The 20,239-nt window shown below is 65.2% G+C and carries 16 protein-coding genes; 4 read left to right on the top strand and 12 right to left on the bottom strand.

Features of this window, described 5'->3' with window-relative positions:
• Positions 1–545 (top strand): MFS transporter (locus tag ACXJMY_RS21980; protein WP_456621435.1); only part of this gene is annotated, 545 nt, incomplete at its 5' end.
• A gap of 250 nt (positions 546–795) precedes the next feature.
• Here ACXJMY_RS21980 and ACXJMY_RS21975 read toward each other — a convergent pair.
• A complete protein-coding gene (locus ACXJMY_RS21975; RefSeq protein WP_456621434.1) occupies positions 796–1,620 on the bottom strand; it encodes an NAD-dependent epimerase/dehydratase family protein in 825 nt (274 codons plus the stop codon).
• A gap of 91 nt (positions 1,621–1,711) precedes the next feature.
• On the opposite strand from ACXJMY_RS21975, the gene ACXJMY_RS21970 reads away from it, so the two are divergent.
• Positions 1,712–2,692 carry an SMP-30/gluconolactonase/LRE family protein gene (locus tag ACXJMY_RS21970; RefSeq protein ID WP_456621433.1) on the top strand — a complete coding sequence of 327 codons (981 nt, stop codon included), beginning with the start codon at positions 1,712–1,714 and terminating at the stop codon, positions 2,690–2,692.
• Between the two features lie 370 nt (positions 2,693–3,062).
• On the opposite strand, the gene ACXJMY_RS21965 is transcribed toward ACXJMY_RS21970, so the two are convergent.
• Both ACXJMY_RS21965 and ACXJMY_RS21960 read right to left on the bottom strand, forming a co-directional pair.
• Positions 3,063–4,493: an aldehyde dehydrogenase family protein gene (locus tag ACXJMY_RS21965; protein ID WP_456621432.1), complete on the bottom strand. Its 1,431-nt coding sequence runs from the start codon at positions 4,491–4,493 to the stop codon at positions 3,063–3,065.
• A 248-nt stretch (positions 4,494–4,741) separates the two neighbouring features.
• Complete coding sequence (locus ACXJMY_RS21960; RefSeq protein ID WP_456621431.1) at positions 4,742–7,105, bottom strand: transketolase; 2,364 nt, start codon at positions 7,103–7,105, stop codon at positions 4,742–4,744.
• Positions 7,106–7,237: 132 nt separating this feature from the next.
• Between ACXJMY_RS21960 and ACXJMY_RS21955 the strand changes: the two genes are divergently transcribed.
• On the top strand, positions 7,238–7,699 hold the full coding sequence (locus ACXJMY_RS21955) for an Lrp/AsnC family transcriptional regulator (RefSeq protein ID WP_456621430.1): 462 nt from the start codon (positions 7,238–7,240) through the stop codon (positions 7,697–7,699).
• Between the two features lie 96 nt (positions 7,700–7,795).
• On the top strand, positions 7,796–8,716 hold the full coding sequence (gene ppk2 / locus ACXJMY_RS21950; RefSeq protein ID WP_456621429.1) for a polyphosphate kinase 2: 921 nt from the start codon (positions 7,796–7,798) through the stop codon (positions 8,714–8,716).
• Between the two features lie 75 nt (positions 8,717–8,791).
• On the opposite strand, the gene ACXJMY_RS21945 is transcribed toward ppk2, so the two are convergent.
• The 9 genes from ACXJMY_RS21945 to ACXJMY_RS21905 form a co-directional block, all read right to left on the bottom strand.
• Positions 8,792–9,871, bottom strand: coding sequence for a zinc-binding dehydrogenase (locus ACXJMY_RS21945; RefSeq protein ID WP_456621428.1), 1,080 nt, complete (start codon positions 9,869–9,871; stop codon positions 8,792–8,794).
• A gap of 60 nt (positions 9,872–9,931) precedes the next feature.
• Positions 9,932–10,873 carry a DMT family transporter gene (locus ACXJMY_RS21940; protein ID WP_456621427.1) on the bottom strand — a complete coding sequence of 314 codons (942 nt, stop codon included), beginning with the start codon at positions 10,871–10,873 and terminating at the stop codon, positions 9,932–9,934.
• Between the two features lie 188 nt (positions 10,874–11,061).
• Positions 11,062–11,901 (bottom strand): aldo/keto reductase, encoded by an 840-nt coding sequence (locus ACXJMY_RS21935; protein WP_456621426.1) that lies wholly within the window; start codon positions 11,899–11,901, stop codon positions 11,062–11,064.
• A gap of 166 nt (positions 11,902–12,067) precedes the next feature.
• Positions 12,068–12,964, bottom strand: coding sequence for an SMP-30/gluconolactonase/LRE family protein (locus tag ACXJMY_RS21930; protein ID WP_456621441.1), 897 nt, complete (start codon positions 12,962–12,964; stop codon positions 12,068–12,070).
• A 255-nt stretch (positions 12,965–13,219) separates the two neighbouring features.
• Entirely contained in the window at positions 13,220–15,925 is a 2,706-nt protein-coding gene (locus ACXJMY_RS21925) for a molybdopterin-dependent oxidoreductase (protein ID WP_456621425.1), read from the bottom strand.
• 14 nt (positions 15,926–15,939) lie between these two features.
• Positions 15,940–17,157, bottom strand: coding sequence for an NAD(P)/FAD-dependent oxidoreductase (locus ACXJMY_RS21920; protein ID WP_456621424.1), 1,218 nt, complete (start codon positions 17,155–17,157; stop codon positions 15,940–15,942).
• 10 nt (positions 17,158–17,167) lie between these two features.
• Positions 17,168–17,596 carry a globin family protein gene (locus tag ACXJMY_RS21915; protein ID WP_456621423.1) on the bottom strand — a complete coding sequence of 143 codons (429 nt, stop codon included), beginning with the start codon at positions 17,594–17,596 and terminating at the stop codon, positions 17,168–17,170.
• A gap of 122 nt (positions 17,597–17,718) precedes the next feature.
• The gene (locus ACXJMY_RS21910) at positions 17,719–19,098 is read right to left on the bottom strand and encodes an MFS transporter (protein ID WP_456621422.1); all 1,380 of its coding nucleotides are present in this window, start codon (positions 19,096–19,098) and stop codon (positions 17,719–17,721) included.
• Between the two features lie 338 nt (positions 19,099–19,436).
• Positions 19,437–20,231 (bottom strand): ABC transporter ATP-binding protein, encoded by a 795-nt coding sequence (locus tag ACXJMY_RS21905; RefSeq protein ID WP_456621421.1) that lies wholly within the window; start codon positions 20,229–20,231, stop codon positions 19,437–19,439.
• Positions 20,232–20,239 lie beyond the last annotated feature (8 nt).

Here is a 20,239-nt window from a genome sequence, read left to right as displayed (position 1 = left end):
GCTACATGCTGATGCCGTTCGGCAGCGCCTACACGGTGCACAATCTCGGCATCGACATCGTTCATCTGCCGACGATCTATCTCGTCTCCGGCCTGTTCAGCATCGTCATCGGACCGCTGGTGGGACGCGCCAGCGATGCCTTCGGCAAATATCCCACCTTTGTCTTCGGCAGCGCCATGTCCATCGTCATGGTGCTGATCTACACGCATCTCGGTCAGGTGAGCCTGACGGTCGCGATCCTGGTCAACGTCCTGATGTTCGTCGGCATCTTTTCACGAATGATCCCATCGCAGGCGTTGATTTCCGCAATCCCCGAGCCGACACAGCGCGGCTCCTTCAGCGCGGTCGGCGCCTCGCTGCAACAACTCTCCGGCGGGCTCGGCTCCGTGCTCGCCGCCGCGCTCATCGCCCAGGACGCCGACGGCACGCTCCGGCATTTCGACCGGCTGGGATACGTCGTCGTGACCACGGCGGTGATTTCGCTGATCCTGATGTATTTTGTGCAGAGGCCGATCGCGGCCCAGGCCGGCAAACGCGTTGTCTAGGCAGATCGCGCGTGACGAGGGTTAGTTGGCGCGACGCAATCGAGGGGCGGCTTGCCTTCGCCTCTCCCCGCGTGCGGGGAGAGGCCGGAATTCGCGCTGAAAGCGGGAATTCCGGGTGAGGGGGACGCTCCGCGAGTCCGACTGTCACCGTCCCCGTGGAGACTCCCCTCACCCCGACCCTCTCCCCGTAAGAACGGGGCGAGGGAGCACACCTGCGTCGCGGTGGCAGCTCAAGCTATCTCGTCATCCCCTACCGCTTGTTCCAATCAATGACGCGGCTCGCGTCGCCGTCGAACTCGTTGCTGCAGAATGCGCCGCCCTGGTAGTGGTCGCCGACCGGGTCCGCCTTGAGCTTCGCCTGCTCCGCCATCGCGTGCTCGCGGAAATCCTCGGCGCGTCCCGTCGGGCGGTAGCCGAACTCGTAAGCGCGGTGGTTGTCCCACCAGGCGCGCTCGTTGAGCGAGGCGCCGTAGAACACCTCGAAATGGATGTCGGGATGTTCGAGCCCGATGCGGCAGAGCTGCACGAGGTCGTCGGGCTTCAGCCAGATCGAGAGCCGGCGCTGGTCGAGCGGCATGTCGCCGAAATTGCCGATGCGCAGGCACGTCACCTTCAGGCCGTGCTTGTCGGCGTAGAGCGCACCGACGGCCTCGCCGAACACCTTGCTGACGCCATAACGGCCGTCGGGGCGCGGGGTGACGTCGGTCCCGATCTTGTGGTGGCGGGGATAAAAGCCGACGGCGTGGTTGGACGAGGCGAACACCACGCGCTTGACGCCCTTGCGGTAGGCGGCCTCGAACAGATTGTAGCCGCCGATGATGTTGGCCTGGAGGATTTGGTCCCAGGTGCCTTCGACCGAATAGCCGCCGAAATGGATGATGCCGTCGACGCCCTCGCAGATCGTCTCGCACTGCGCGAGATCGGCGAGATCCGCCGCCTTGAATTTTTCGTTCGCGCCGAGATCGGCGGGAGGCTTGATGTCGGAGAGCAGGAGATCCGGATAGATCGGCGGCAGCAGTTTTCGCAGGCTCGTGCCGATTCCGCCCGAAGCTCCCGTCATCAAAATACGCGGCATGTCTTCCCTCGCCTGTGGTGACCGATTTGCGGCCGTAGATAACTGATGCTAGCAGACTTGGACAGAGGGAACGCAACAACGAGAATTGCACATGAACGATGCATCGTCCCACACCCAAGGATCGCCGCAAGGCTGGCGGCCGGCGACCTATTACCCCGATCCGGCGATAAAAGCACTGGACCCCCGCTTCGAAAAATACTGGCTAAAACTTTCGGCGGTGGAGCGGCTGGCGACCGGCCTGCGCTGGGCCGAGGGTCCGGTCTGGTTCGGCGACGGACGCTATCTCCTGTGCAGCGATATCCCGAACCAGCGCATCATCAAATGGGAGGAAGAGACCGGTGCGGTCTCGGTCTTCCGCAAGCCTTCCAACTTTGCCAACGGCAATACCCGGGATCGCCAGGGCCGTCTCGTCACCTGCGAGCATGGCGGGCGACGCGTGACCCGCACCGAGTATGACGGCAGCATCACGGTGCTGATGGATTCGTTCGGCGGCAAGAAGCTCAACTCGCCCAACGACGTTGTCGTAAAATCCGACGGCGCGATCTGGTTCACCGATCCGACCTTCGGCCTGCTCGGCAATTACGAGGGCTACAAGGCCGAGCCCGAGATCAACCCGAACGTCTACCGGCTCGATCCTTCGACCGGCAAGGCGACCATCGTTGCCGAGGGCGTGCTCGGGCCGAACGGACTGTGCTTCTCGCCTGATGAGAAGATTTTGTACGTCGTGGAATCGCGTGGGCAACCGAACCGAAAAATCCTCGCCTATGACGTCTCGGCGGACGGCACCACGATTTCGAACAAGCGCGTTTTCATCGACGCGGGTCCGGGCACGCCGGACGGCATGCGCTGCGACATCGACGGCAATCTCTGGTGCGGCTGGGGCATGGGCGATCCCGAGCTCGACGGCGTGGTCGTGTTCGCGCCCGACGGCGTCATGATCGGCCGCATCGCGCTGCCCGAACGCTGCGCCAATCTCTGCTTCGGCGGCGTCCAGCGCAACCGGCTGTTCATGGCGGCGAGCCAGTCGATCTACGCGCTGTATGTCAACACGCAAGGTGCGTTGGGCGGATAGGCGCTGCTTCCCGTAGCCCGGATGGAGCGAAGCGCAATCCGGGAAACTGTCCCCCGCATTACGCTTCGCTCCATGCGGGCTAGGATTCTTTCCCGATGTGAGCACAGTCTCGTAGGGTGGACAAAGCGAAGCGTGCCCACCATTTCCGGTTCGTCGCGCAGTGGTGGGCACGTCGCGCGAAGAGCGCTCCTTTGCCCACCCTACAGGATCCCTCCTCCGTCATTGCGAGCGAAGCGAAGCAATCCAGAGTCTTTCCGCGGAGATAGTCTGGATTGCTTCGTCGCAAGAGCTCCTCGCAATGACGACGGACAAACGAAAAACGCCGGAGCGGCTTCCCGCTCCGGCGTCATCATTGTTCAGGCGATAAGCCTTACGCCGCGTTGAAGCCCGCAACCGCCTTCACTTCGAGGAAATCCTCGAGGCCGTACTTGCCCCACTCGCGGCCGTTGCCGGACTGCTTGTAGCCGCCGAACGGCGCGGTGCGGTCGTTGGGCACGCCTTGCAGGTTGACGTTGCCGGCGCGGATCTGGCGGCCGACGCGCTTGGCGTCCTCGACCGAAGCGCCCGAGACATAGCCCGCGAGGCCGTAGGGCGTGTCGTTGGCGATGTGCACGGCCTCGGCTTCATCCTTGGCGCCGAGGATGGTCAGCACCGGTCCGAAGATCTCCTCGCGCGCGATCGTCATGTCAGGAGTGACATCGGCGAAGATGGTCGGACGGACATAGAAGCCCTTGTTGACGCCCTCGGGCAGGCCCGGGCCGCCGGCGACGAGGGTAGCGCCCTCGTCGATGCCCTTCTTGATCAGCGCCTGGATCTTGTCCCACTGGCCGCGGTTGACCACGGGGCCGATGCTGGTGCCTTCGGCGCGGGGATCACCGGCCTTGGTCTTGTCGGCGACAGCCTTCGCGATCGCGGCGACTTCCTTCATCTTCGACAGCGGCACGATCATGCGCGAGGGCGCGTTGCAGGACTGGCCGGAGTTGTTGAACATGTGCATCACGCCGCCGGTCACCGCCTTCGTGAGGTCGGCGCCTTCGAGGATGACGTTCGGCGACTTGCCGCCGAGCTCCTGGCTGACGCGCTTCACGGTCGGCGCAGCGCGCTTGGCAACGTCGATGCCGGCGCGGGTCGAGCCGGTGAACGAGATCATGTCGATATCGGGATGCTCGCTCATGGCGGCACCGACCTCGGGGCCGAGACCGTTGACGAGGTTGAACACGCCCTTCGGCACGCCGGCTTCGTGGAGGATTTCCGCGAAGATCAGCGCCGAGGTCGGCGTAAACTCCGACGGCTTCAGGATCATGGTGCAGCCGGCGGCGAGCGCGGGCGCAACCTTGCAGGCGATCTGGTTGAGCGGCCAGTTCCAGGGGGTGATCATGCCGACCACGCCGACCGGCTCACGCAGCACCATGGCGGTGCCGACCGGTTCCTCGAAATGATAGTTCTTGAGCACGTCGAGCGTGGTCATGAGATGGCCGAGGCCGGCGCCGGCCTGGAGTTTTTCGGCCATCGGCAGCGGCGCGCCCATTTCGTCCGAGACGGCGGCGCCGATCTCCTTGAGGCGGCCCTTGTAGACCTCGATGACTTTCGTGAGCAGCGCCACGCGCTCGTCGCGGCTGGTCTGGGAGAACGTTGCAAAGGCGCGCTTGGCGGCGGCGACCGCCTTGTCGACATCGGCCTTGGAGCCCAGCGCAACCTCGTACATCGCCTCTTCCGTCGCCGGATTGACCACGGCGGTGGACTTCTTGACGGCGGGATCGACCCAGGCGCCGTCGATGTAGAATTGCATGCGATTGACCATCGTTAACCTCTTCTTGGGGGCTTGGAGGGGGCGTTTCGGCAGGCATCCTTGCACGAAAGCGCCGGCAATTGAACCCGCCATATGCGGGGCCAGCGTTGCGGCGGACGGAGGTTATATGAGCGGATGGCGGGAACGTGGCAAGGTGGCTCCGCCGTCATTCCGGGGCGCGCATCAGCGCGAACCCGGAATCTCGAGATTCCGGGTTCGATGCTTCGCATCGCCCCGGAATGACAGCACGGTTACCTCGACTAGACCGCCATCTTCCGATGCAGCACCGGCGCGCCGGTGGTGAGGCTTTCGGCCGCATCGATGATGGCGTTGGCGTCCAGGCCGTAGTGGCGGTAGAGGTCGGTGATGGTGCCGGTCTGGCCGAACTGCTCGACACCGAGCGCCTCGACGCGATGGCCGCGGACGCTGCCGAGCCAGCCGAGCGCTGCCGGATGGCCGTCGATCACGGTCACGATGCCGCAGTCGCGCGGCAGCGGCGCCAGCAGCTTCTCGATGTGGCTGAGGTGCTGCACGCCGCGCCTGTCACGCCGCAATTTCCGTGCGGTGGTCCATCCCGCATGCAGGCGGTCGGCCGATGTGATCGCGAGCAGGCCGATGTCGCGCCGGCTCTCGCCGATGAAGCCGGTCGCCTCGATCGCTTCGGGCGCCACCGCGCCGGTATAGGCGATCACGAGTTCGGCATTGGGGCCCGGCTTGCGCAGCCAATAGGCGCCGTCGGTGATGCCCTGCTGAAGCTCCGGCGTCATGATCCGCTGCGCCTGCTCGATGCTGCGCGTCGAGAGCCGCAGGTACACGGAACCGCCCTCGCCCGGATCGCGCTGCATGTGGCTGAACCCCCAGCCCATGATCACGGCGAGCTCGTCGACGAAAGCCGGCTCGAACGAGGCGAGCCCGTCCTGCGCCATGCCGATCAGCGGCGTCGCGATCGACTGATGCGCGCCGCCCTCGGGCGCGAGCGTAATGCCGGACGGCGTCGCCGCCACCATGAAGCGCGCGTCCTGGTAGCAGGCGTAGTTCAGTGCATCGAGACCGCGCTCGATGAAGGGATCGTAGAGTGTACCGACCGGCAAGAGCCGCTCGCCGTTGATCTGGTGCGAGAGGCCAAGCGCCGAGAGCATGATGAACAGGTTCATCTCGGCGATGCCGAGCTCGAGATGCTGGCCCTTCGGCGAGGCGTCCCAGTTGAACGTGGAGGGAATTTTCTCGCTGCGGAATAAGTCCGCCTTTTCGGCGCTTGCGAACAGGCCGCGCCGGTTCACCCAGGGACCGAGATTGGTCGAGACGGTCACGTCCGGCGACGTCGTCACGATGCGTTTTGCCAGCTCGCTGTCAGCGCGCGCGATTTCGTTCAGGACGAGGCCAAAGCCCTGCTGCGTCGACATCTGCGGCGACGGCTTGAAGGCGAGTTGCTGGGGCACCTCGACCACGGGCGCGGTCAGCCGGCGGCCGTCCTGGTTGAACGGCACGCGCGCGAGGAAGGCATCGAGCTCGGCGGCATCCTGCGCCAGGCCCTCGTACTTGTCCCATTCGTGGCCCGGGCGGATGTTCTGGCTCTCGCGATATTTCTCCATCTGCGCGACCGTCATCAGGCCGGCATGGTTGTCCTTGTGGCCCTGGAACGGCAGGCCGACGCCCTTGATGGTGTAGGCGATGAAGCAGACCGGACGGTCGTGGTCGATGGATTCGAAGGCCTCCAGCATGCTCGCCATGTCGTGGCCGCCGAGATTCGACATCAGCGCCAGCAGCTCCTCGTCGCTGCGCTTGTCGATCAGCTTGGTGATCGGGCCCTGGTCGCCGATCTCGTCGTGCAGATGCTTGCGGAAGGCCGCGCCGCCCTGGAAGCACAGCGCCGCGTAGAGCGCGTTCGGGCAATTGTCGATCCAGCGCTTCAGCGCCTCGCCGCCGGGCTCGGCAAAAGCCTCGCGCATCAGGCGGCCATATTTCACGATCACCACGTCCCAGCCGAAATTGCGGAACATGGTCTCGAACTTTTCCCAGAGCCCTTCGCGCACGACGGCGTCGAGCGACTGGCGGTTATAGTCGACCACCCACCAGGTGTTGCGCAGGCCGTGCTTCCAGCCCTCCGCGAGCGCCTCGAAGATGTTGCCCTCGTCCATCTCGGCATCGCCGACGAGCGCGATCATCCGCCCTTCGCGGCGATCCTTCATCCAGCCATGCGCCTTGACGTAGTCCTGCACCAGCGAGGCGAACAGCGTCTGCGCGACGCCGAGGCCGACCGAGCCGGTCGAGAAATCGACGTCGTCGATATCCTTGGTGCGCGAGGGATAGGACTGCGCGCCCTTGAAGCCGCGGAAATTCTCCAGCTTCTCGCGCGTCTGCCGGCCGAACAGATACTGGATGGCGTGGAACACCGGGCTCGCATGCGGCTTCACCGCGACGCGATCCTCAGGTTTCAACACGTGGAAATACAGCGCCGACATGATGGTGGCGAGCGAGGCGGATGAGGCCTGATGGCCGCCGACCTTGAGGCCGTCCGCGTTCGAGCGGACATGGTTGGCGTGATGGATGGTCCAGGACGACAGCCACAGCGCCTTGCGGGACAGTGCGGTCAGGGTGTCGAGACGAGCGGAATCAACGGGCATGGCGATGCTCCGAAAAACAAGGCCCGATCATACCCCTGCGGACGGCACCAAACTTCTCAATTTTTCGCGCCATACCCGCCGATATTGGGATATTTTACCAATGCATACCCCCGAAATATAGGTTTCATCCCAATGCCCGCGCTCGACGCCATCGATCGAAAAATCCTCAGCTACCTCCAGACCGACAGCCGTCTGACCATGCAGGAGCTTGCCGACAAGGTCGGCCTCTCGGTCTCGCCCTGCCACCGCCGGGTCAAGCTGCTCGAAGAGCGCGGCGTCATCTCGCGCTACATCGCCACCGTCGACCAGAAGGCGCTAGGCCTGCATGTCAGCGTGTTCATCTCGATCAAGCTGGCACGGCAGAAGGAGGAGGACCTCAACCGCTTCGCGCGCGCGATCTCGAAATGGGACGAGGTGCTGGAATGCTATCTGATGACCGGCAATCGCGACTACCTCCTGCGCGTGGTGGCAGCCGACCTCGCCTCCTACGAGAGCTTCCTGAAGACCAAGCTGACCCGGCTCGACGGCATCGCCTCGATCGAATCGAGCTTCGCGCTCAGCCAGGTGAAGTATTCGATTGCGCTGCCGGTGTGACTGCCCCACCAGGCCATTTCGGGGCCGGTGTCACATGGGCGCAATAAACCCCGCCGATGGTCACGGGCGACAGGCCCCCTGCCGAAAGAAGGACCCATGACCGCATCCGACCGCACCCCTGAAATGGCCAAACGCGAGCGCATCATCCGGGAAATGACCGACGATCTCGACGAGGAGCTGGAGATGGAGCTCGACGACAGCAGGCTCGACGAACTGCTGGACGAGACCGACGCGCTCCGCCCGACGGTGGATCGCAGGCTCTATTTCAGGGAACTGCTGCGGCTCCAGGGCGAGCTGGTGAAGCTCCAGGACTGGGTCCAGAGCGAAAAGAAGAAGGTCGTCGTGCTGTTCGAGGGCCGCGATTCCGCCGGCAAGGGCGGCGTCATCAAGCGCATCACCCAGCGCCTCAATCCCCGCATCTGCCGGGTCGCAGCCCTCCCCGCCCCGAGCGAGCGCGAGCGCACGCAGTGGTATTTCCAGCGCTACGTGTCCCACCTGCCGGCCGGCGGCGAGATCGTGCTGTTCGACCGCAGCTGGTACAACCGCGCCGGCGTCGAGCGCGTCATGGGCTTCTGCACCGACGAGCAGTACCAGGAGTTCTTCAAGACCGTGCCGGAATTCGAGCGGATGCTGATCCGTTCCGGCATCACTCTCGTCAAATACTGGTTCTCGATCACCGACGACGAGCAGCAGTTCCGCTTCAGCATGCGCATCAGGGATCCGCTGAAGCAGTGGAAGCTGAGCCCGATGGACGTCGAGGCCCGCAGCCGCTGGGAGGCGTACACCAAGGCCAAGGAGACGATGCTGGAGCACACGCACCTTCCGGACTCGCCGTGGTGGATCGTCGATGCCGTGGACAAGAAGCGCGCGCGCCTCAACTGCATCGCGCATCTGCTCAGCCAGATGCCGTATCAGGAGGTCGCCCGAGTGCCCGTGGTGCTGCCGCCGCGCGTCCGCAACCCCGACTATCACCGCGGGCCGATTCCGCCGGACATGTACGTGCCGTCGAAGTATTGACGAAGGTCTCGTAGGGTGGGTTAGCCGGCGGACTGCGCTTCGCGCAGCCGCGGGCTAACCCACCCTACGAAGAAATCACCGCCATGGCTGCACGATGATCTTGGTGTGCACCTCGGGATTGGCGAGGTCGGCAAAGGCCTTTGCGACGCCGTCGAGGCCCACTTCCGCCGTCACCATCGCCGCTGCATCCACCTGCCCTTCCGCGATCAGGCGCAGCGAATACGCGAACTCCTCGGGCGTGTAGCCGAGCACATATTGAACGTTGAGCTCCTTCATGATGCCGAGCATCGGCTCGGTCCTGTCGGTCTCCATGCAGACGCCGACCACGACGACGCGGGCATCGCGCGGCGCGCCCTCGAACACCTGCTGCAACAGGCCCGGCACGCCGACGCATTCGAAGATCAGCGCGGGCCTCAGGGCAGGCCACATCGCCTGCAACGGCGGCCGCGCCGCCCTCTCCGCCTCCGACATCTGGGCGTGCTCGGCCCAGTTCGCGTAGGGCTGCGACACCTTTGGATCGACGACGACGTCAGCGCCCAGCTGCGCTGCGAGCGCGCGCCGCGCCGGCGAATAGTCTGCGGCGACGATCGGATGCAGGCCCCTGATCTTCAGCGCCGCGATCACCGCGAGCCCGACCGGCCCGCAGCCGATGACGAGCGGCACCTCGCCGCCGCGAATGTTGGCCTTGGCCACGGCGTGAACGCCGACGGCAAGCGGCTCGGTGAGCGCGGCATGTTCCGGCGCAAGGCCATTGGGCACTTCCAGCAGCAGCGGCTCGCTCAGCAGCATCGCTTCGGCGTAGCCGCCGAGATTGTCGTTGGAATAGCCGATACCCTCGATGCCCTGCGGCGTGACGAGCGCCGGCAGCGAGCAGACGCGCGTGCCACGCTTCAGCTTGCGTTCGGTGCCCGGGCCGTAGTCGACGATCTCGCAGCAGAATTCATGGCCGAACACGACATCGCGCGACAGATCCATCGGCTTGCGCCCGACCTTCCTCGCCATCTCCACCATGCGATGGGCGTGCTGGCGTGCGTGCAGATCGGAACCGCAGATGCCGCAGGCGAGCGTCTTGACCAGCACCTGACCGGGGCCCGGCTTCGGCTGCTCCATCCGGTCGACGACAATCTCACCGTTCCTGAAAATCGCGGCGCGCATCCGGCTCCTCCCTTGTTGTTGGAACCGATGATAGCACGAAGCGGCGTGCGCGATATTGCGTCAGGCGTTCGGCGAACGCTCTTCGAGCACCAGGAGCTGGGCGCGGCGCACGCGCTCGCGATGGGCGATGTAGAGACCGCTGGCGACGATGAAGGCCGCGCCGATGATGGTCCAGACGTCGGGCAGCTCGCCGAAGACGAAGAAGCCCAGAATGCTGACCCATAGCAATTGCGTATAGGAGAACGGCGCCAGCACCGAGGCATCGCCATAGCGATAGGCAAGCACGACGATCCACTGGCCCGCGGTGGAGGCGACGCCGATGAAGATGCCGAGCGCGATCGCGCTCCAGGACGGCGTGACCCAGACGAACGGCACCATCACCGTCAGGATCGCAAGTCCGGTCAGCGAGGAATAGGCCATGGTGGTGACGACGGCTTCGCGGCCGCTCATCATGCGGGTCAGGATCAGCGTGCCGGCCCAGCAGGCCGCCGAGATCACCGGGAAGAACGCGGCTGGATGAAATGCGCTGGTGCCCGGGCGCAGGATGATCAGGACACCAATCAGACCGAGTGCGGTGGCGAACCAGCGGCGGATGCCGACCTTCTCGCCGAGGAAGAGGATCGAGGCCGCGGTCACAAATAGCGGCGCGACGAAGCCGGTGGCAGAAGCCTCGGCGATCGGCAGGAAACCGAGGCCTGTGATGAAGAACAACGAGGAGCCGAGCAGAGCTGCGCCCCGCATCACCTGCGTGCCGAGCCGCTCGGTGCGCATCGCATAGAGCGGCGAGGCCGGCAGCATCACCGGCGTGAACAACAGCGAGAAGACGAGGAAGCGGATCCAGGTGATCTCGATCGACGGCAGGCTCGTCGACAGATATTTCGCGGTGATGTCGGAGCAACCGAGAAACACCGTCGACAACAGCACGAGCGCGATGCCCTTGAAGGGATGATCGACACGCGCAGGCGCGCGGCGCGTCTCCTGCTTCTTCTCCGGCATGGGCATGGAGATACTGTCGAGCCTTGCGGCTACGGCGGGCGGCGGTGTCACGGCTGGAACTCTGGAAAATAGCGAATCGGGATCGGTCGTAAAAAACGACAAATGCGCCGCGTTCACAACTTCCGAAAACAGGATGCCGATATGCGCTGAGCTCCGCGCGCATCAATGCTCCGTTAACATTGGGCGTTGCTGCACTACAGCATGGGYAGGCCGCGCGGCCTGGGACCGCGTGGAAACGCCGCATCCAGCGCCGCAATCTCGTCTTTCGTCAGCACGAGATCGCCGGCCGCGGCGTTCTCGCCGGCGTGTTCCGCGGACGACGCCTTCGGAATCGCGAACACCGTAGTTGCACGGGTGAGAAAGCCCAGCGCGACCTGACGCGGCGTCGCGCGATGCGCCTCTGCGATGCGCGCCAGCACGGCGCCGCCCTTGCTGCGCGCGTCCGGAAAATCGTCATGGCCGAACGGCGAATAGGCGACCACGGCGACGCCGTGCCGCTCGCACCAGGGGATCACCGCATGCTCGATCGCGCGCTCCTTGAGATGATAGAGCACCTGATTGCAGGCGATCTTGCCCTCGCCGGCAACGTCGAGAATCTCGTCGAGGTCGTCGGCGTCGAAATTGGAGACGCCCCAGGATTTGATCTTCCCCGCCTTCACCAGCTCCTCGAATGCGGCAACCGTGTCCTCCAGCGGATAGGAGCCGCGCCAATGCAGCAGATAGCAGTCGAGACGATCGGTCTTCAGCCGCTTCAGCGAGCGCTCGCAGGCCGCGATGGTGCCGCGGCGCGACGCATTGCTCGGCAGCACTTTCGAGACCAGGAACACCTCGTCGCGCCGGCCCGCAATCGCATCCGCAATGACGAGCTCGGCATCGCCGTACATCTCGGCGGTGTCGACATGAGTCATGCCGAGATCTAGCCCGCGCTGAAGCGCCGCGATGGCGCGCTTGCGATCGCCATGGTCGAGATACCAGGTGCCCTGCCCGATAACGGAGACGTTGGCGCCGGTCTTGCCGAAGGGATTTGATTTCATTTTCTTCTCCGCTGTCCATTCTCCCTCTCCCCGTTGTTACGGGGAGAGGGTTGGGGTGAGGGGCATGCTTCCGCGAATTCGCTGACAGACGGGCTCGCGGAGACTCCCCCTCACCCGCCGCGCTACGCGCGCCGGCCTCTCCCCGCAAGCGGGGAGAGGCGAAGAGCTACAATTCGCCGATATCCGCGACCAGCACGCTCCCCGTCGCCGACTCCGTAATATAGAGCCGATCCTTGCTCGCGCCACCGATCGCGACATTGGTGCAATTCGGCCCCGCACAGGACTTGATCCGCGCGATCAATTCGCCGTTCGGCGCGAACACGAAGACGTGGCCGAGCGAGGCATGGCCGACGAACAGGCGGCCACGCGCGTCCATCGTCATGCCGTCGGGACCGCTGGTACCGAACAGCGAGCAGAAGCGGCCGACCTTCGACACGCTGCCGTCCCTCATGAACGGCAACCGCCACACCGCATTGTCGCGGGTCATCGCGACGAACAGCACGGTCTCGGTTGGATCGAGCACCAGGCCGTTCGGGCTGATGCCGGTGTCGATCAGGCATTCGAGCCGGCCGTTCGGCGTCAGACGATAAACGCGCCCGCTCGGATCATGCAGGCCGGTCTGGCCCTGGTCGGTGAAATAGATGTCGCCGTTCGAGGCGAGATGCAGGTCGTTGCAGCCGCGGAACGATTCCGAATTGCGCGCGGTCAGCACCGGCGTGATGCGGCCAGCCTTGGCGTCGAGCTCCATGATGCCGTGCATGTAGTCGGCGACCAGGATGCGGCCGTCGGCCGCGATCTTCAGCCCGTTCGGCCAGCCTTCATACTCGATCACCAGCGACCACTCGCCATTCGTGTCGATGCGGAAGATGCGGCCGAAGGGAATGTCGACGATGTAGAGATTGCCGTCCTTGTCGAACGACGGGCCTTCGATGAAGCTATCGGTCGCAACGCCGGGCCGGTTGGCGTCGGCCCAATCCGTCCGCACGCCCTTGCGGCGGAACTTGTCGGGCATGGCGGAGAAGATTTTGGTCTCGATCAGGCGCGGCGGCGTTTCCAGGTACATCATGGTTGTTATGTTTCTTGAGCTGGCGGAATGCGCGGCAGCATAGGGCACAATGGAGGGGCCGTCGATTGGTGTGGCGGGCATGGCAGAGATGGTACGACACCCTCCACCGTCGTCCCGACGAAGGCCGGGACCCATACCGCGAGGTCTATCGATCGCGCGCGGTAAGCGTACCGAGCGACGAGTCTTCGCCAAACTACTCCCTGGGGTTATGGGTCCCGGCCTTCGCCGGGACGACGATGGAGAGAGAGAACTCTACCCTGCCGCGCCCGCGAGCTTGGCCTGCTTCGCAGGCGCCGCTTCCGTCGTCGCGATCAGGCGCTTCAGCTCGGGGATGCAGGAGCCGCAATTGGTGCCGGCCTTGAGCTTTGCGCCGATCTCGGCGGCCGTGCGGGCGCCGCTCGCGATGGTGTCGCAGATCGTGCCGCGGCCCACGCCGAAGCAGGCGCAGACGATCGGGCCGGTCGAGGCGGCGCCTTCGCTGGACTTGCCGGACAGCAGCATGCGGCGCTGATCGTCGCTGACGCGATCGGCCGCGAACAGGCTCTTCACCACCTCCCAGTCGCCGGCATCATGCGCGGGGCCGACGAACAGGCAGGTCTCGATGCGGTCGCCGGCGAAAGACGCGGCCCGGTAGACGCCGCCGCCGAAATCGCGGTAGTCGGCGACATCCTCGCCGGCGACGCCGTCGAGCCAGGCCGGCCAGCGCGCGAGATCGGCATTGTCGGCGAAGAGATAGCCGAAGCCGCCGGCGACGGTCGCGCGGGTCCACAACAGGTTCGGCGGCAGATCGAGCTGCCTGCGCGACAGCGCGAAGCCGCGGAAGACGTATTCATACGGCGCGATCGCAGCAGGCGTGGCCTTCGACTCCGGCTGGCCCGAGAACGGATCGGTGAAGGGCGCGACCAGCGCGCCGACGCGGCCGTGCGAGGCGTTCATCGCGCTCCAGTGGATCGGCGCAAACAGCGTGCCGCGCTGCTGGCGGTCGCTGACGACGACCTTCAGGATGCACTGGCCGTAGTCGGTGGTGATACGGGCATGGCCGTGGTGGGCGATGCCGTATTTGTTGGCATCGTCGGGATGGATCTCGACGAACGGCTCGGGCAGATGCGCGCCCAGCCGCTGGCTGAGTCCCGTGCGCGTCATGGTGTGCCACTGGTCGCGGATACGTCCGGTGTTGAGCCGCAGCGGCCGCGACGGGCCGGTCTCGCCGCGCAGCGCCGGCACCTCCGGCGCGACGAAGCGGCCCTTGCCGTCATTGGTGAAGAAGCCGCCCTGCGCGAAGAAGCGCTCGACGGGCACTCCGCCTTCGCGCGCGGGCCACTGCACGGGCTTCAGCGCGTCGAAGGCTTCGTCAGACAACGAGGTGAGCGCGCCGATGTCGAAATCGCGGCTGCCATCGTTCTCGAAGGCCGAGAGCGCGGCGTGCTCGCGGAAAATGTCGGCCGCGGATCTGTAGTTGAAGCTGTCGCCGAAGCCGAGACGCTTGGCGGTCTCGCTCAAAATCCACCAGTCCGGCCGCGCCTCGCCCGGCGCCGGCAGGAACGAACGCTGCCGCGAGATGCGGCGCTCGGAATTGGTCACCGTGCCCGACTTCTCGCCCCAGGCGAGCGCAGGCAGCAGCACATGCGGGCCAGCCTCGACGGTGTCGTTGGAGAGCACGTTCTCGGAGACCACGAACAGCTCGAGCTTCTTCAGCGCCTCGCGCACGAAGTCGGCGTCGGGCAGCGACACCGCCGGGTTGGTGCCCATCACCCACAGCGCCTTGACCTCGCCGCGGTTGATCGCCTCGAACAGCTGCACCGCTTTCAGCCCCTCATGGGTGGCGATGCGCGGCGCCTTCCAGAATCGCCGCACGCGATCGATGTCGGGCGGCGTGAAGTTCATGTGCGCGGCGAGCTGGTTGGCAAGGCCGCCGACCTCGCGGCCGCCCATCGCGTTGGGCTGCCCCGTGAGCGAGAACGGCGAGGCACCCGGCTTGCCGATGCGGCCCGTGGCGAGATGGCAGTTCAGGATCGCGTTGACCTTATCGGTGCCCTGCGCCGACTGGTTGACGCCCTGCGAATAGAGCGTGACGACGCGCTCCGTGTCGCGGAACATCTTGAAGAAGGTCGCGACATCCTGCTCGGTGAGGCCGGTGGCAAGCGCGGTCGCGGTCACGCTGCCGGCGATGCTGCGCGCACGCGCCAGCGCGTCGTCGAAGCCCGACGTGTTGTTCGCGACGTAGTCCTTGTCGAGCGCGCCGTTGTCCGCAAGATGAACGAAGAGGCCCGAGAACAACGCAGTATCGGTGCCGGGCCTCAAGCCCAGGAACAGATCGACGTCGCCGGCCGTGTCGGTGCGGCGCGGATCGATCACGATCATGCGCGCGCCGCGCTCCTGCCGGTTCTTCAGCATGCGCTGGAACAGGACCGGGTGACACCACGCCGCATTCGAGCCGACGAAGACCAGGAGGTCGGCCTGGTCGAGATCTTCGTAACAGCCGGGCACAGTGTCGGCGCCGAAGGCGCGGCGATGGCCGGCGACCGAGGACGACATGCAGAGCCGCGAATTGGTGTCGACGTTGGCGGTGCCGACAAAACCCTTCATCAGCTTGTTGGCGACGTAATAATCCTCGGTCAGAAGCTGGCCGGACAGATAGAACGCGACCGCGTCGGCGCCGTCGCGCGCCACGATGTGCTGCATGCGGTGGGCGACGTGGTCGAGCGCATCGCTCCAGGCGACGCGTTCCAGCACGCCCTTGCAGCGGATCATCGGGTAAAGCAAACGACTTTCCAGCCCGACGGTCTCGCCGAGCGCGGAGCCCTTCGAGCACAGCCGGCCGAAATTCGCGGGATGATCGGGATCGCCCGCGATCGCCGCACCGCCCTTGCCGTCGGGCGTCGCCAGCACGCCGCAGCCGACGCCGCAATAGGGACAGGTGGTCTTGGTGGCGCGGAGGGTGGGATCGATCGCCGTCATATCGAGCCGCCTTATCAAGCTGCCTTGGCAGGACGCGCGAGCGCGCGGCCGAACATCATGTCGGTGCGGATCGCCGTCACCTTCTCGCGATTGCGGATCAGCTCGAGATACCACAGCGCATCGACGGTATCGCCGATCAGCACCGCGCCGGTGAGCCGGCCGTCGGCGATGACGAGCTTCTTGTAGGTGCCGCGCCGGCGGTCGGTCAGCACGAGGCTCTCGCTGCCCTCCCCGCCCATGAAATCGCCGGCGGAGAACACGCTGACGCCCGAGACCTTCAGATTGGTCGAGACCACGCTGCCCTGATAGGACGCAGGCCGCCCGGCGAGATGCCGCGCCAGCACGCGCGCCTGCTCGTAGGCCGGCTCGACCAGGCCATAGCAGGTGCCGCGATGCTCGGCGCATTCGCCGAGCGCGTAGATGTCGGGAGACGCCGTCTGCATCTCGTCGTTGACGACGATGCCGCGGTTGACCGCGATGCCGGCGTCCTTGGCCAGCGCGATATTGGGCCTGATGCCGGCGGCGAAGATCACGGCGTCGGCCTCGATGCGGCTGCCGTCGGCAAGCTCGACGGCCTCGACATGGCCGTCGCCATGGATGCACTTCGTGCTGGCATTGAGCAGGATGCGGATGCCCTTGCGCTCGACCAGCGTCTTGAGCAGGTCGGCCGCGGGCCCATCGAGCTGGCGCTCCATCAGCCGGTCCATCAGATGCAGCAGCGTGACCGGCGCGCCGGCCTTGGCGAGACCGTAGGCCGCCTCGAGCCCGAGCAGGCCGCCACCGACCACGACGACGCGCTTCTTCGCCGCAGCGAGCGTCAGCAGCAGGTCGACGTCGCGGGTGTCACGAAAGGTGTGCACGCCGGCGAGATCGGCGCCGGGCACGTTCAGCCGCAGCGGCGTCGATCCGGTGGCGAGCACGAGCTTGGAATATTCCATGCTCTCTTCGCCGGCGATCTTGAGCTCGCGGCGGCCGGTGTCGATCTCGGTGACGCGATAGCCATAGCGCACCGTGACGCCGCGATGCCGCCACCAGTCGGCCGGCCTGAGCTCGATCTCGTGCGAGCCGGTCTCCCCCGCAAGCACGGAGGAGAGCAGCACGCGGTTGTAAGCGAGCCGCGGCTCATCGCCGATGACGGCAACCGCGTAGCGGCCGAGTGCGGTCTTGGCGAGCTCATCGACAAGACGCGCGGCCGCCATACCGTTACCGACGATGACCAGCGGTTCACTCACACGGCATCTCCTATTCAGCGGCCTGCGGCTGTGCGCCGTAGGCCTCGGAAATCATGAAGCCGGACAGCACGCCGTAGGCGTCGGTCCAGGCTTTTGCCAGTTCGGGCGTCCAGGCTTCGCCGAGGCCCTTCTCCAGGGTCCACAGCAGGGTCGCGCCGACCACGGGATAGTGCTCGGCCTTCGCGCCATAGCCGACGTGACGCTTGGCCAGCGCCGAGGCCGCGGGAAGGATCGCTTCCAGGTTCGATAGGCCGCCGACGACGGCGGCGAGCATGCCCATCAGCTTCTTGCGCTGCTCGGTCATGTCCTCGGGAAACATCGCACGTACCGATGGCGCCACTTCGAACAGGCGGTCGTAGAACAGCACCGCGGCCGCCTCGGAAATCGGCGCGACCTTGGAAAAGCTCTGCTGGACGAGGGTGATCTGTTCGGGCGTCATGGTGTTCTCCTGCCTGTTTCGGTTTGCCTTTGTCCGCGCCGTTGCGGAAAAAGTTCATGGGTCAAACGTCATCAGCGAGACTTCTCCCCGCGTACGGGGAGAAGCGACATTCGTGCCAAGTGTCACACCCGCGCTTCGGCGAGGCTTGGCGCGCCTTCACTCTGCGGGCTGCGACGCAGGTAGAACCACCAGGTCAGCCCGAGGCAGGAGGCGTAGAAGGCGAGATAGATCGCGAGCGCGAGCTGCGGCCCGCCGGTCAGGGCGATCGACTTGCCGAAACCGCTCGGGATCAGATAGCCGCCGACGGCGCCGACCGCGCCGATGAAGCCAACCGCAGCACCGCTTTCGATGCTTGCCGTCTTCAAGGCAGCCGCACGCGCCGCATCGCCTTTGCCGCGCACCTTGAATAGGTTCTGCTCGCGGAAGATCGAGGGGATCATGCGGTAGGTCGAGCCGTTGCCGATGCCCGTGGTGACGAACAGGAGCAGGAACATCGACAGGAAGCCGATGAAGTCCTTGTGCCCGACGAAATAGAGCACGCCGACCGTGGCGCCCGCCATCACGATGAAATTCCAGAACGTGATGATGGAGCCGCCGACCTTGTCGGCGAGCCAGCCGCCGAACGGCCGCGCCAGCGAGCCGACCAGCGGACCGAGGAACGCGATCGAGATCGTCACCGTGGGGAACTGCGTCTTGATCAGCAGCGGAAACGCTGCGGAGTAGCCGATGAAGGAGCCGAACGTGCCGATATAGAGGTAGGCCATGATCCAGGTGTGCTTGCGCTTGACCACCGCGAGCTGGTTCCTGATCGACGACTTGGCGGTGGTGAGGTTGTTCATGAAGAACACCGCGCCCAACACCGCGATCGCGATCGGCAGCACCCACATCAGGCCGGCGTTCTGAAGGAACACGCCGTCGACGGGCGTGGCCTGGAACAGGTTGATCACGGCGAGCGTCATCAGGATCGGGGTCAGGAGCTGCACGCTGGAGACGCCGATATTGCCGCCGGCCGCGTTCAAACCGAGCGCCCATCCCTTCATCCGGTCAGGGAAGAAGAACGAGATGTTGGTCATGCTGGAGGCGAAGTTGCCGCCGCCAAGGCCGGCGGTCGACGCAATCAGCAGCATCAGCCAGAACGGGGTGTCGGGCTGGCTGACGAAATAGGCGAGCGACAGCGTCGGGATGAACAGGACAGCCGCGCTGAAAATGGTCCAGTTGCGGCCGCCGAAGGTCGTGACCGCGAACGTATAGGGGAAGCGCATGAAGGCGCCGATCAGCCCCGGCACCGCGACGAGCTGAAACAGCTGGTCGGTGGTGTAATGGAAGCCCGCCTGCGGCAGCTTGGTGGTGACGATGCTCCAGATCAGCCACACCGAGAAGCCGATATGTTCGGCGACGATCGACCAGATCAGGTTACGCCGGGCGATCGCTTTGCCGCCCGCATTCCAGAACGCCTCATCTTCGGGGCGCCAGTCAGAAATCCACGTCGGACTTTTAGTCATTGCTTATCCCTTCCAGGCTCACCGCTGCGTCGTTGCAGGCTCAGCCTCCGGCCACGGAGGCGCGCTCCAGGGCCAAGCCCCGGTGGCGAGTTCACGATGCTGATTGATGATGTTGAGGGACGTCGTCGTTGGCGTCGGAAAAGCTATTTCAATTTCCGTGCCAGTTGCGCGCGATCGGGAAATACAGGGAATTCAGAGGCTTGTTCGCATCGCCCGAAATTTTCGCAGGCCAATTTCGCATGCAAATTTTGCGATTCGCTCAATCCTTGTGCGGCGCACAAGGATTGAGCGAGCTGTCGATTATTTAGGCGCGCATATCTTCCGCGTTAAACCTTGGTTTACGCGGCTTCGACGAAGCGATGACGTTCGTAGAGGAATTCGAGCACACGCTGCCGGCACTTCAGATAGGTGGTGTTGGTCGCGAGCTCGAGCCGCTTGCGCGGGCGCGCCAGCGGCACCTCCAGCACCTCGCCGATGCGTGCGGACGGCCCATTCGTCATCATCACGATGCGGTCGGACAGCAGCACGGCCTCGTCGACGTCGTGGGTGATCATCAAAATGGTGTTGCCGAGCTTCTGATGCAGCGCCATCACCGAGTCCTGGAGATGCGCGCGGGTCAGGGCGTCGAGCGCACCGAAGGGCTCATCTAGCAGCAGCACTTTCGGCTCCATCGCGAGCGCGCGGGCAATGCCGACGCGCTGCTTCATGCCGCCGGAGACTTCCGAGGGCCGCTTGTCCTTGGCGTGGGCCATCTGCACGAGGTTGAGATTATGCATGACCCAGGCGTCGCGCTCGGCCCGCGTCTTGGTCTTCGCGAAGACCTTGTCGACGCCGAGCCTGACGTTCTCGTAGACCGTGAGCCAGGGCAGCAGGCTGTGGTTCTGGAACACCACCGCGCGGTCGGGCCCCGGCGAGTTGACCTCGCGGTTCTCGAGCAGCACGCCGCCGGTAGAGGCACCGGTGAGCCCGGCGATGATGTTGAGCAGGGTCGACTTGCCGCAGCCGGAATGGCCGATGATCGAGACATATTCGCCCTTCTCGATCGTCAGGTTGATGTCCTTCAGCACCTCGGTCGTGGCGGCGCCGCGGGTGAAGACCTTGTCGATGTGGTCGAGCTTCAGATAGGCGGTCATGTGCTTTC

The organism is Bradyrhizobium sp. P5_C12 (genome assembly GCF_054049735.1).
Note: the sequence above shows the minus strand (reverse complement) of the source record. Positions and strands in the feature narration are given on the sequence as shown.

Coding starts and splice junctions, on each gene's coding strand:
- ACXJMY_RS21975 (WP_456621434.1), bottom strand. CDS start 1,620: ATGCCGCGTATTTTGATGACGGGAGCTTCGGGCGGAATCGGCACGAGC.
- ACXJMY_RS21970 (WP_456621433.1), top strand. CDS start 1,712: ATGAACGATGCATCGTCCCACACCCAAGGATCGCCGCAAGGCTGGCGG.
- ACXJMY_RS21965 (WP_456621432.1), bottom strand. CDS start 4,493: ATGGTCAATCGCATGCAATTCTACATCGACGGCGCCTGGGTCGATCCC.
- ACXJMY_RS21960 (WP_456621431.1), bottom strand. CDS start 7,105: ATGCCCGTTGATTCCGCTCGTCTCGACACCCTGACCGCACTGTCCCGC.
- ACXJMY_RS21955 (WP_456621430.1), top strand. CDS start 7,238: ATGCCCGCGCTCGACGCCATCGATCGAAAAATCCTCAGCTACCTCCAG.
- ppk2 (WP_456621429.1), top strand. CDS start 7,796: ATGACCGCATCCGACCGCACCCCTGAAATGGCCAAACGCGAGCGCATC.
- ACXJMY_RS21945 (WP_456621428.1), bottom strand. CDS start 9,871: ATGCGCGCCGCGATTTTCAGGAACGGTGAGATTGTCGTCGACCGGATG.
- ACXJMY_RS21940 (WP_456621427.1), bottom strand. CDS start 10,873: ATGCCCATGCCGGAGAAGAAGCAGGAGACGCGCCGCGCGCCTGCGCGT.
- ACXJMY_RS21930 (WP_456621441.1), bottom strand. CDS start 12,964: ATGTACCTGGAAACGCCGCCGCGCCTGATCGAGACCAAAATCTTCTCC.
- ACXJMY_RS21925 (WP_456621425.1), bottom strand. CDS start 15,925: ATGACGGCGATCGATCCCACCCTCCGCGCCACCAAGACCACCTGTCCC.
- ACXJMY_RS21915 (WP_456621423.1), bottom strand. CDS start 17,596: ATGACGCCCGAACAGATCACCCTCGTCCAGCAGAGCTTTTCCAAGGTC.
- ACXJMY_RS21910 (WP_456621422.1), bottom strand. CDS start 19,098: ATGACTAAAAGTCCGACGTGGATTTCTGACTGGCGCCCCGAAGATGAG.
- ACXJMY_RS21905 (WP_456621421.1), bottom strand. CDS start 20,231: ATGACCGCCTATCTGAAGCTCGACCACATCGACAAGGTCTTCACCCGC.